Origin of the sequence: Bacillus sp. C28GYM-DRY-1, from assembly GCF_030519405.1 — a bacterium.
Lineage (GTDB): Bacteria > Bacillota > Bacilli > Bacillales > Bacillaceae > Bacillus > Bacillus spizizenii_A.
Map to the genome: position 1 here is coordinate 1 of NZ_JAUMKF010000105.1, position 255 is coordinate 255.

Genomic DNA, 255 nt, shown 5'->3' on the forward strand with positions numbered 1-255 from the left:
CTGAAAAGCCAAATGAAAAATGGGTCACGGACATGACGGAGTTCAAATTATTTGGGCAGAAGCTGTACGTATCGCCCGTATTAGATCTGTTTAATGGTGAGATCATTACCTATACGATTGGTTTAAGACCTGTTTATTCTCTTGTTTCGGTGATGCTTGATCAGGCATTCAAGCATTTGAAAGATGGGGACAAGCCCATTATGCATTCCGACCAAGGCTGGCATTACCAAATGAAGCATTATAGGCAAGCCTTAA

Annotated in this window: 1 protein-coding gene; it reads left to right on the forward strand. The window is 41.6% G+C overall.

Features of this window, described 5'->3' with window-relative positions; genetic code table 11:
• A partial coding sequence (locus Q3W56_RS20870) for a DDE-type integrase/transposase/recombinase (RefSeq protein WP_302896725.1) occupies nucleotides 1–255 on the forward strand: 255 nt, incomplete at both ends.